General features: G+C 36.2%; 8 protein-coding genes. 4 read left to right on the top strand and 4 right to left on the bottom strand.

Going from position 1 to position 10,785, the window contains the following annotated elements; all coding sequences use genetic code 11:
• Positions 1-461 precede the first annotated feature (461 nt).
• Both metE and metF read left to right on the top strand, forming a co-directional pair.
• Positions 462-2,732, top strand: coding sequence for a 5-methyltetrahydropteroyltriglutamate--homocysteine S-methyltransferase (gene metE, locus GSM_RS09160; RefSeq protein ID WP_010078161.1), 2,271 nt, complete (start codon positions 462-464; stop codon positions 2,730-2,732).
• On the top strand, positions 2,713-3,570 hold the full coding sequence (gene metF / locus GSM_RS09155) for a methylenetetrahydrofolate reductase [NAD(P)H] (RefSeq protein WP_003689023.1): 858 nt from the start codon (positions 2,713-2,715) through the stop codon (positions 3,568-3,570). The genes metE and metF overlap by 20 nt, the downstream gene beginning before the upstream one ends.
• A gap of 393 nt (positions 3,571-3,963) precedes the next feature.
• Here the strand turns inward: metF and GSM_RS09150 are convergent, their stop codons facing one another.
• On the bottom strand, positions 3,964-4,596 hold the full coding sequence (locus tag GSM_RS09150; RefSeq protein WP_003689019.1) for a superoxide dismutase: 633 nt from the start codon (positions 4,594-4,596) through the stop codon (positions 3,964-3,966).
• A 326-nt stretch (positions 4,597-4,922) separates the two neighbouring features.
• Between GSM_RS09150 and GSM_RS09145 the strand changes: the two genes are divergently transcribed.
• Positions 4,923-5,120, top strand: coding sequence for a hypothetical protein (locus GSM_RS09145; protein ID WP_003689018.1), 198 nt, complete (start codon positions 4,923-4,925; stop codon positions 5,118-5,120).
• A gap of 160 nt (positions 5,121-5,280) precedes the next feature.
• Here the strand turns inward: GSM_RS09145 and GSM_RS09140 are convergent, their stop codons facing one another.
• Positions 5,281-5,898 (bottom strand): bacterial Ig-like domain-containing protein, encoded by a 618-nt coding sequence (locus GSM_RS09140; protein ID WP_029327415.1) that lies wholly within the window; start codon positions 5,896-5,898, stop codon positions 5,281-5,283.
• Positions 5,856-8,594 (bottom strand): GH32 C-terminal domain-containing protein, encoded by a 2,739-nt coding sequence (locus GSM_RS09135; protein ID WP_010078159.1) that lies wholly within the window; start codon positions 8,592-8,594, stop codon positions 5,856-5,858. Before GSM_RS09135 ends, GSM_RS09140 begins: the two co-directional genes overlap by 43 nt.
• A 290-nt stretch (positions 8,595-8,884) precedes the next feature.
• On the opposite strand from GSM_RS09135, the gene GSM_RS09130 reads away from it, so the two are divergent.
• Entirely contained in the window at positions 8,885-9,778 is an 894-nt protein-coding gene (locus GSM_RS09130; protein WP_003689003.1) for an aldo/keto reductase, read from the top strand.
• A gap of 312 nt (positions 9,779-10,090) precedes the next feature.
• Here the strand turns inward: GSM_RS09130 and GSM_RS09125 are convergent, their stop codons facing one another.
• Positions 10,091-10,777 carry a fructose-6-phosphate aldolase gene (locus GSM_RS09125; protein WP_029327414.1) on the bottom strand — a complete coding sequence of 229 codons (687 nt, stop codon included), beginning with the start codon at positions 10,775-10,777 and terminating at the stop codon, positions 10,091-10,093.
• Between the last annotated feature and the right edge of the window lie 8 nt (positions 10,778-10,785).

Here is a 10,785-nt window from a genome sequence, read left to right as displayed (position 1 = left end):
CCCCGAGATTGTTGTCCAATCTCGGGGGTTCACTTCAATGAAATCGCTTTTATTACTACTTTTTCAGTCATCCAATTGATTAAACTTACGTTACTTTATGCTAACTCAGAACCAAAGTATTTTATTACTTGAAGTATAAAATTAAATTTAGAAAAACAAGATTATTACCAAAATAATCCGCACAAAAAGGGAACTCTATAAATTCAAATTCTTAATCTAACTAATTACCCACTTGCTCAAATCTTACCAACATATTTCATACATTTTTTCAAAAAATTCCTCGTAATTATTTGTAATATCAATATTTTTTCGTATTAAATATAATTTTTGTTATACAAATTATCGTTTTTTTAACATTTGTTATAGGCAATACCTATAACTAATAATTAAAAAAAACAGTTATTATTTTAATTTTTTTTATGTTACAGTGTCAACAATAAATATATTAAGGGGTCTTATAGATGACAACAACAATTATTGGCTTTCCCCGAATAGGGGCCCAACGTGAATTAAAATTTGCAACCGAGAAATATTTTCGCAAACAAATAACAGCAGCTGAATTAAAAAAAGTTGGTAAAAAATTGCGCAAAAAGCATTGGAAACAATTGCAGAGCGCTGGAATCGATCAAATTCCCAGCAATGATTTTTCATTTTACGATAATATGTTAGATACTGCTTTTCTATTCAATGCCCTTCCCACAGAAATAGCTAATTCGTCTTTATCAGATATTGATAAGTACTTTGCGTTAGCACGGGGATACCAAGGTGATGCAGGTGATTTTAAGGCTTGGCCAATGAAAAAATGGTTTAATACAAATTATCATTATCTCGTACCCCAGCTAAATAAAAGCACTAGCTTTCATTATAACGGCGGGAAAATTAAAACCGAATTTCTCGAAGCAAAGGAACTTGGAATAATCACTAGGCCTACAATCATTGGGCCATTTACACTTTTACTGCTTTCCGAATTAGATAACACTGTGACAATTGAAGACTTTACTAACGATTTGTTAACTGCGTATGGTGATTTACTTACCGATTTATCTTCAAATGGAGCCGAGTGGATTCAGATTGATGAGCCTTCTCTTGTCTATGATTTAACGAATGACCAAATTAAATGGGTTTGTGACTTTTATCAGAAGCTTCTTGCTAGCAAAGGAACAAGCAAAGTATTATTGCAGACATATTTTGGTGACATTCGTGACATATACCGTCAAGTACTTAATCTTGATTTTGACGGAATCGGACTTGATTTCATCGAAGGAAAACAAAACAAAAAACTTGTTGAATCAGGTTTCCCTACTGAAAAAATTCTGTTTGCTGGAATTGTTAATGGAAAAAATATTTGGCGAAATAATTATCAGCAGACTCTCGACTTGCTGCATGATTTACCAGCTGAACAAATTGTTCTGTCAACATCTTGTTCATTACTGCATGTTCCATATACCGTCACTACAGAACCATTTTCAGCAGATGTTAAAAAATATTTCTCTTTTGCGAGTGAAAAGCTGACCGAACTGACCGAATTAGACTTACTGAGAAAAAAAAAGCAATTGAATTTATTACAAACAAATCAAGAATTATTTGTAACTCCTAGGGTTACGGAAAATCCAGAATTGCATCAAAAAATCGAAAATCTAACGGAAGGTGACTTTGTACGTAAACCTGATTTTGAAGAACGCCGCAAAAAACAGGAAGATGCGCTGCACCTACCACTTTTACCAACAACAACAATCGGTTCTTTCCCGCAAACAAAACAGGTTAAACATGCACGCGTTGCACTACGTAAGGGAGAGATTAGTCAAGTCGATTATGACGAGTTTATCAAACAGCATATTCAAGAATGGGTCAAATGGCAAGAAGATGCTGGGTTTGATGTCTTAGTTCACGGTGAGTTTGAGCGTAATGATATGGTCGAATATTTTGGACAACGTCTCTCAGGCTACCTTTTCTCAAAAAATGGATGGGTTCAATCCTACGGAACAAGAGCTGTCAAACCGCCAATCATTTGGGGAGATGTCAGCCGCACAGAGCCTATTACAGTTAAATGGTCAACTTACGCTCAAAGCCTTACTGATAAACCTGTTAAAGGTATGTTGACCGGGCCTGTAACTATTTTGAATTGGTCATTCCCTCGTGAAGATATTTCTTTGGAAGAATCAACTTTACAGATTGCATTAGCTATCCAGGCAGAGGTTTTAGACCTTGAGAAAAATGGTATTACCATTATTCAAATCGATGAAGCTGCCTTACGTGAGAAACTTCCCTTGCGCAAAAGTGATTGGAACAGTGAATATCTTAATTGGGCAATTCCCGCTTTTAGATTGGTTCATAGTAAGGTCCATGCAACAACTCAGATTCATACCCACATGTGCTACAGTGAATTTGGTGACATTATTAAGGCAATCGATCAAATGGATGCAGACGTTATTTCATTTGAAGCATCTCGTTCCAATTTAGAAATCTTGCAACAATTACAGGATCAGCATTTTAAAACCCTTGTTGGACCAGGTGTGTACGATATTCATTCACCTAGAGTACCCACAAAGTCTGAAATTGTTAATGGACTGCACCAGATATTGGCAAAAGTTCCACAACAAAATATTTGGGTAAATCCCGACTGCGGTTTAAAGACGCGCGGCGAGAGCGAAACTAAAGAAAGCTTAGTGAATTTAACTAATGCAGCACAGCAAGTTCGAAAGGAGCTAGTGCATGGACAAGGTATTGACTAAACCACATATATCTTTTGAGATATTTCCACCATCAAATAATGTTCAAAATACTAAAATCTATCAAACAGTTCAAGCACTAGGTGATTTACGACCCGAATTCATTAGTGTTACATGCAATAACAAGAGACTTAACTTCAAGGATTCAACATTAAGGATAGCCTCATATATTGAAAAGGAATTGCAAATACCTGGAGTTGTACATTTGACTGCACGTTACTTCGACAAAGGCCAAATTGACTACATTCTTGCCAAGTTAAAGAGGGTAGGCATCCATAATATTCTAGTTTTACGTGGTGATTTGGTTCCAGGAAGAGAACCCAAAAATGATTTTAAATACGCTACCGACCTGATTGACTACATTAAACAAAAAGATAACAGTTTTAAGATTTTTGGAGCTTGTTATCCCGAAGGTCATCCAGAATCGCCTGATAAAGTAACTGATATTAGAAGATTGCAAACCAAAGTAGCTGCTGGCTGTGATTGCTTAATAACTCAGATGTTTTTTTCTAATGATACTTTTTATCAATTTAGAGAAAATTGTGCGCTAGCTAATATTGATGTCCCAATACTAGCTGGAATTATGCCGATTGTTAATCGGTCACAGGCACTTCATGTAATTCAAAATAGTGCCAGCTACCTGCCAAAGAAATTTATTGCGATGCTTAACAGATATCAAACGGACCCGGCGGCTCTCAAAGCAACTGGCCTCGCATATGCGATTAACCAGATTGTTGACTTGGTAACGCAGGATGTGGATGGGGTACATTTATATACAATGAATCATCCAGATGTTGCGCGCCATATCTATCAAGAGACAGAGACCTTATTCGCAATTTAAAGAATTAAAAAACGCGATAACAATCGTTTTTTAGCAGCTTGAACTTTAAGGGCTGCTTTTTATTACACTAAAATTCTAGATAAGGGCTTGTAGTTTTTGATTGAATTTAAAACTTAACGTTTATTCTCATATTTTAATTTTTTAAATTATTTGGTTTATTTAACTTCTACTGTTTGCCAAAATAATATTGCTATTCAATTTGGACTTTTTTCATAGATTCTTCTTAGATTTCCCAGATAATGATATAAAAAAAGCCTGTACACAAATCGTGATGTAAACTATTGCTAGTCCATACATCCGATTGATGACAGGCATTATCTACTTATGATAACGGTAATAATCCTTGAGCAACTATAACATTGCTGTTTTTTAGCGATTTTGCAAGTGCTTTATTTAACTTCCTGAACCGATTCCTGCTAGCTCACTACCAAATCGACTTGAAGCTTCTTGCCAGTTTACAATGTGCCAAAAGGCTTCAACATATTTTGGCCTACGGTTCTGATACTTTAAATAATATGCATGTTCCCAAACATCAAGTCCTAAGACAGGCGTTAACCCCTCAGAAAGTGGAGAATCTTGATTTGCTGTTGTCATAATTTTTAAGTCGCCAGCTTTGTTCTTCACAAGCCATGCCCAACCTGAACCAAAGACACTTAAGGAGGCTTCTGTGAACTGCTGCTTGAATTCTTCGAGACTACCGAATTTACTATCAATCGCTTCACGCAGTGATCCTTCCGGATTGGTATCAAAATGCGGTGAAAGAAGTTTCCAAAAAAGGGAATGATTGGCATGCCCACCGCCACCATTGCGTACGGCCTTTTTAATACTTTCAGGCACCTTATCCAATTGCCCCATTAACTCTTCTATTGGAAGTTCAGACAGTTCCGGATGATCTTTCAAAGCTGCGTTCAAATTATCGACGTAAGTTTGATGATGCTTACCATAATGCAATCTCATCGTTTGCTCATCAATATAAGGTTCTAATGCACTATAATCGTACGGTAAATTTGGAAGTGTATACGCCATATTATCGATCTCCTTTCGCTTGTAAGGGTCTTCATTCTTATTTAATTCTAACCTACTGAGGCATAAAACTCCAAGAAAATGCCTATGCTTTTCCTAAATTTGCATACTATCTCTATGCTCAGACGCTGACTTAAACTTCAATGTTAAACTTATTCTCATTGTAAAAATATTTTCAATTATTGTAATAGCTCCATTCTTTATCATATTTTTAGTGACAAACTCATCGTTTTACAAAATGTTTGCTTCATTTGTGTGCAAAAGTTAATATTGTTTTAGATGATGCTATTGATGTTATACTTAGAAACAACAAAAGGAGTGACTTTTTAATGCCATCTTTTCATGGTTTAGGTACTAAGGATATGGTGCTGGCGATTTCATACATTATTCTTGTTGGACTGACAGTTGTTTACCACTGGTCTGCTATTGAGTTCATAATCGCCATTGGCGCAGTTACACTAGCTTTCTTCGCTGGAAGTATGCGGAAAGATAAGCGTATTAGAGATCAAGAAAAACATCATGATTAACAATTTAAAGTAATCTAATGTGGCCAAAGATAACGATATTCAAGAAAATATTCGAGACATAAAAAAGTAGCCAGGTCAAAATGAGGAATACCTCAAAAATTAAAATTTGGCCTAGCTTCTTTTGTTCTAGATAAATATGTTCTGCTTTGTTTGAAAAATATCAGTCATCTTTTTTTCTACTTTTTTTTATACCAACCATTGTCCCAATACTGCCTAGAAGAGTTAACAGTAAACCCCAAACTGTTACTATACTTTCGTCTTTTTCCCCCGTCTGTGGTAATTTGTTTTGAAATTTACTATTTACGGTGCTCAGACGTGTTTTCTTTGTTCTAGAATTTTGAATTGTACTGGCCTTATTATTAACTACTTCTGTACTTTCAGGCTTTTTATTAGTGAAACTCAAATTATCAAATTCATTTGAACTATCTTTTACATTATCATGGTTAATCATATTGGTATTATTATCGTCGAAACTTGTATTGTTCTCATTACCGATAGATCCTGAATTATCAGTAGGTTTTTGAGAATCTTCTGCACTTACAGTTACACTTATAGTTTTCGAAATTGTATTACCATGACTGTCTGTGTAGCTGTATGTTATTCTGTAACTGCCAGCTTTTGTCGTATCTACGCTGCCACTAACTGTTATGTCTTTCAGATCTACTAGGTTGTCCTCAGCATCTGTTGCACTAACTAAGTTATCTGTCGCATTCCAGCTCGTCTTTGGTCCAACAGTTATCGTACTGTTCTTAGCTTTAATGCTTGCCTGACTTGCCACAACCGTAATATGATTGCATCTTTTGTCACTGTATTACCATGACTGTCTGTGTAGCTATATGTTACCTTGTAACTGCCAGCTTTTGTCGTATCTACGCTACCACTAACTGTTACATCTTTTAGATCTAACGGTTTGCCTTCAGCATCTGTTGCACTAACTAAGTTATCTGTCACATTCCAGCTCGTCTTCGGTCCAGCAATTATCGTACTGTTCTTTACGTTAAGTGAAGTTTGGACCTTTTTATATATATACGTAATATTCTGATCCTGTGCTGTATAAATATTGCTATCATTCTTATTTTCTGTTTCAGTTTTTACTAAATAATAACCATCTATTGTAGGCGCTGTAATATCATAATTATCCCCAATTTTTCCCGTATATTGTTTTGAATCTAACAGATTGTTTCCATCACCATCTACATAATTAACATTAACTTTTGCACTGTTATTCCAAATACTTTCAATAGGGTTCAAAGTTAAACTTTCAATATTTACACTTCCACCTTCTGAAAACAATGCAATCCCAGTTGTATCTTGATCACCAATATTTTCTGGCCTCATAAAAAAGTTTTGAGTGATTGATTTCTCCCCGTCATTTGCGAATGCTTCGATGCTTGTTTCATCAACATATATTGTTAACGTAATAGTACCATTACTTGTATCGACGTAAGCATTCATTTTATCTCTTGGGTTTCCCATGTTCGATTCGCCTGTATTCAAGCGTTGTACAAAGAAAAGGTGGGTTGTTAAATCATAACCAACAGTCATGTAATACTTCCCATCATCCGACATTCTCAGCTTAAAACCAATCGTTTTAGGTGGATTTTCAGTATCCCAGGAAAATGTGGCACTGATTTTATAGGTTGTACCCTCATTTACCAATTTCTTTTCTTCACTCATAAGTGTATATGAATTGTCATCATTACTAATAACATTAGCTTCTTCGTTATTTTCTATTTCAGATATAACATTATTTTTTAACAAATATCCGTCAGTAGAGTTCGAATCCTTAACTAAAGTCAATTCTCTAGGGAGTGTCATATTTCCATACCAAGGTGTAGTTTGTGCTTCACCTGTATAGGTCCAATTTGATTCCCAGCCAAGCATGACAGTACGATCGTTACCCATATTTGCAAAGGTTATTCCTGCATAAAAATCCTCTCCGGAATCAAATGTCATTGGATTTGCCAATGTAGTTTCACTTTCTGGAATCCAGTTTCCATTTGCATCAACAGTTCCTACATAATATTGCATCCCTGATCCTGTTGCTTGAGCCCCCTGCTGAATACTAACACTAAAAATCCACTTGACCTCATTTGTACCAGCGACAGTTATTGGAATTAATGCAGGACACTCCCAAACGCCATCACCAACATCACTTTGCCTTTGAATAGTAGAGGCATATTCCCAATCCAATAAGTTCTTAGACTTATATATCAAAGCCTCTTGTCCCGATACTACCGTCATTAAATATTGATTATTTTGAGCATCATATACAACATTTGGATCTCTAAAATTGGCCGAATCCCCTCCTTTGGATGCCGTAACTGGTATGATAGCTTGTGGATTAGCAGAATTCCCATCTGGAGAATACTGAATAAAGGTCTTTCCACCATCTAAGCTATATGCAAGATGTTGTTCTTGGATTTCAGTTAAACCAATCCAAGTTCCCCATCCACCATCTTGACCGTCATTTATTCTTGTAGCAATCTGGTAATCTGCGGTATAAAAGGCCAATATCGCTCCTTTTCCTAAACCGCTTACATTATTAGTATCAACAATAATACTTCCACTGAAAATGTCTTTTTCTCCGTTGGAATCTCCCCAATTCGTTGTTGGTGTACCAACATAACGAACTTCTCCATACTGAGCCAAATCCCCTGTGGTATTAGTATAAGTAAAATCTTCCCATGATTGGTTAGTTAAAACTGGTATTGCAACATCTTCTTGGGTCCAATTAATCATATCTTTACTTACTGCATGACCCCAAGACATATTTCCCCACTCATTACCATCAGGATTATATTGATAATACAAGTTGTATAAACCTGTAGTACTATCGTAAAACAAACCATTAGGATCATTCATCCAATTCTCAGATGGTGAATAGTGAAATTGATTCCTGTATTCTTCATCATATTGTTCATTTGTCACAACACTATTAGTCACTGAACTGCCGCTAGTTGTCGCTGTTACATTGCTGGTTGTTGTTGCTGCATTGCTGGTATCACTTGATGTCGCGGCACTACTACTTGTCGCTGCTGCATTGCTGGTATCGCTCGATGCTTCAGCACTACTACTTGTTGCTGCTGCATTGCTGGTATCGCTTGATGCTTCAGCACTACTACTTGTTGCTGCTGCATTGCTGGTATCACTTGATGTTTCAGCACTACTACTTGTTGCTGCTGCATTGCTGGTATCACTTGATGCTTCAGCACTACTACTTGTTGCTGCTGCATTGCTGGTATCACTTGATGTTGCGGCACTACTACTTGTCGCTGCTGCATTGCTGGTATCATCAGGACTTACTTGACTGCCCTTACTTAATATAGTTGAGGATACCGTATCACCTTTAACGACATTAACCTGATAATTAGAGAGCAAAAGCCCCCCGCTAATAAAAATGATGGAAAAGACCCAGCCCCCATTCTGCTTATACATTTTATAATGCTCTTTTTCATTCAACTTTCTGTTCATTAGAAATTATTAATCCCCCTTTTTAATAACGATTTTACTATAGCATCCGGGTTCTTTCGTGTAAACGGTTTCTAAAGGCAATCTTCACCTTTTTTGTGCTCAAAAAGTTCTCTTGTGTTTAAAAAAATTCTTGAAATAACATAAAACTAAATAATAAAAACCATCTCACTTACTGAAATCTTACATGGACTTTATCTAGCCCTAATGGTTAATAAACTTCATATTTGGTATCGTTTTAATTGATATGTTATGCTTTATGTGGTTCACAAAATGATTGGAGATGTTTTATAATGGACGGATTACATTCAACAATTACCTTAAATAACGGCGTTAAAATGCCGCGCTTTGGTCTAGGAGTTTGGAAAACCGATAACCATACGTCTCGCGATTCAGTTGCGACCGCAATTCGAAATGGCTACCTAGGAATTGATACTGCACGACAGTATGGTAATGAGCAAGGAACTGGTGCTGGCATTAAGCTTGGTTTGGAACAATCAGGGTTAAAACGCTCCGACCTCTTTGTCACAACTAAACTTTATAATGGTGAACAAGGAGACTATGACCAAGTTTCTAGAGCATTTGAAAATCAACTAAAAGATTTGGGGTTGGATTATGTCGACCTTTATTTGATGCACTGGCCGGTAGATAAGACTTACCTTGAGAGCTATCATGCAATGGAAAGATTGTATCGTGAAGGCAAAATTCGTGCCATTGGTGTTTCTAATTTTGATAATGACCGAATGAAAAACCTGCTTGATGAAGCTGAAATAGTACCAGCCGTTAACCAAATGGAATTCAATCCAACTAATCAGGAACATGAAATTTTAGAATTTGATCGTAGTCATAAGATTGAAATGACAGCGTGGTCGCCGCTTGGCGGTGGAGCATCTTTGACAAATCCAGTCATTGAGACTTTGGCTAAAAAGTATGGACGTTCAACCGCTCAAATTATTTTACGTTGGGAATGGCAACGAAATATTATCACAGTTGTGAAATCTACCCATGGAAAGCGAATTATTCAAAATAGCCAGATTTTTAACTTCTCATTGAGCGCTGAAGATGTTCAGCAAATTAACAAACTTGATCAAGGAAAACGTGCCCTTTGGTATGATGACTTTCAATGGCATAATCCCAAGGGTGCATTCGCTAACAGCATAGCTCAATGGTCGGATACTAAAAAATAATAAAAATTAGGTTTTTCAACAGAAAAAAATGTTTGGAAAAAAATAACTGGATTTTAAAAAAGAGTGGACAATCAGATACTCAAGTTACACCTATCTGTTTTATCCACTCTTTTTATATTATTAACACATATACACAGTTAAAAATAAGCTTGTACCAAAAAATTTTTGACATAAACTTCCTGTTAAACTTTCAATAGCTAATCCTAATGTTTCAGTGGTTTAATCTACGATATATCTACTTAAAGTTGGGTAATTTTATCAATTGATATGCTAAGAAATCATCGACCAAAGTGTCATGATTTCCAACTTAAACTATTTTAAAAGACTAGTGATTGTCTGTCCTGTACCAAAAATACCCTCCCAATCATTGGTAAAATCATTAACAGCTTGTTGAATGGCAGGATGATTTAGTCCAGTTGCAATTAAAGATGGATCAACAGTGACCGCTTGTGCTCCATTGGCTAATGCAGTCGTAATTTGGTCAACATTATGAAAACTCGCAGCCAAAATTTCAGTTTGAGCGTCATTGCTTTTTATCGCATCTGCGAATTCCTTGATTACTTCTGGGGCACTAATTCCCATATTCTGCATTCGGTTATAGTAGGGTGCAATATAATCTGCACCAGCTGAAATTGCCAAAAGTCCCTGTAACTTAGTATAAATAGCAGTAGCCGTTACATTATGACCCGCTTGTTTCAGCTTTTTAATGACCTCCAACCCGGTTAGAGTTGTTGGAACCTTAACATAGGTCTCAGGACCAACTTGTTCAAAAATAGTTTGTGCATCATCAAGCATTTCACTAACGGTTTGTCCAACCAGCTGGATATGCAGAGTAGCACTGGGACCAATTATTTGCCGGATTTGCTTCATGTGATTAAAAAAATCAATTTTTCCTTGTTTTTTTACAATACTTGGATTAGAAGTTACTCCTGCCACCGGTAATGCCTTAGCATATTTTTCAATACAAGCTAAATCAATAGTGTCTAATAAAAATTCCATGATAGTGT

It is taken from the genome of Liquorilactobacillus mali KCTC 3596 = DSM 20444 (genome assembly GCF_000260415.1).
Classification (GTDB): Bacteria; Bacillota; Bacilli; order Lactobacillales; family Lactobacillaceae; genus Liquorilactobacillus; species Liquorilactobacillus mali.
The sequence above is the reverse complement of the archived record's forward strand: the minus strand, read 5'-3'. Positions and strand labels throughout refer to the sequence as shown.

Bases quoted from the DNA above. Each gene is read 5' to 3' on its own strand.
- GSM_RS09135 (WP_010078159.1), bottom strand. From the start codon at position 8,594: ATGAACAGAAAGTTGAATGAAAAAGAGCATTATAAAATGTATAAGCAG.
- GSM_RS09130 (WP_003689003.1), top strand. From the start codon at position 8,885: ATGGACGGATTACATTCAACAATTACCTTAAATAACGGCGTTAAAATG.
- metE (WP_010078161.1), top strand. From the start codon at position 462: ATGACAACAACAATTATTGGCTTTCCCCGAATAGGGGCCCAACGTGAA.
- GSM_RS09145 (WP_003689018.1), top strand. From the start codon at position 4,923: ATGCCATCTTTTCATGGTTTAGGTACTAAGGATATGGTGCTGGCGATT.
- GSM_RS09125 (WP_029327414.1), bottom strand. From the start codon at position 10,777: ATGGAATTTTTATTAGACACTATTGATTTAGCTTGTATTGAAAAATAT.
- GSM_RS09150 (WP_003689019.1), bottom strand. From the start codon at position 4,596: ATGGCGTATACACTTCCAAATTTACCGTACGATTATAGTGCATTAGAA.
- metF (WP_003689023.1), top strand. From the start codon at position 2,713: ATGGACAAGGTATTGACTAAACCACATATATCTTTTGAGATATTTCCA.